This is a genomic window from Corynebacterium sp. MSK071, assembly GCF_030232125.1.
GTDB lineage: Bacteria > Actinomycetota > Actinomycetes > Mycobacteriales > Mycobacteriaceae > Corynebacterium > Corynebacterium kefirresidentii.
The window spans coordinates 1-267 of the sequence record NZ_JASPJA010000071.1; the positions used below are offsets into that span (position 1 = coordinate 1).

Here is a 267-nt window from a genome sequence, read left to right on the forward strand (position 1 = left end):
GCTGATGGTGGCTTCATCAATCCAGGTGGAGAGGTTCATGTTTCGCCATTGGATGCCGATTTGGTCGCCGACGTTTACTTCGTAGCCAAGCTGGTAGGGGCAATTATCGGCGAGTTTGAATGAGGCTGAGAGGTTGCCCTTGCCTTTGGCGAGTGCCTCAAAGGCTTGTTGTTGGCCTTCGATGGTGAAGCCTTCGCCGGAGGCGACAAGCTCGCGGCGTCGGTAGGGGCCGAGGTGTCGTGCTCTGCGGGTGGCTTGGTGGTGTGT

Annotated in this window: 1 pseudogene; it reads right to left on the reverse strand. The window is 58.1% G+C overall.

The window, feature by feature from the left end:
• Positions 1–267: pseudogene (locus QP990_RS12240) on the reverse strand (hypothetical protein); the annotation flags it as partial.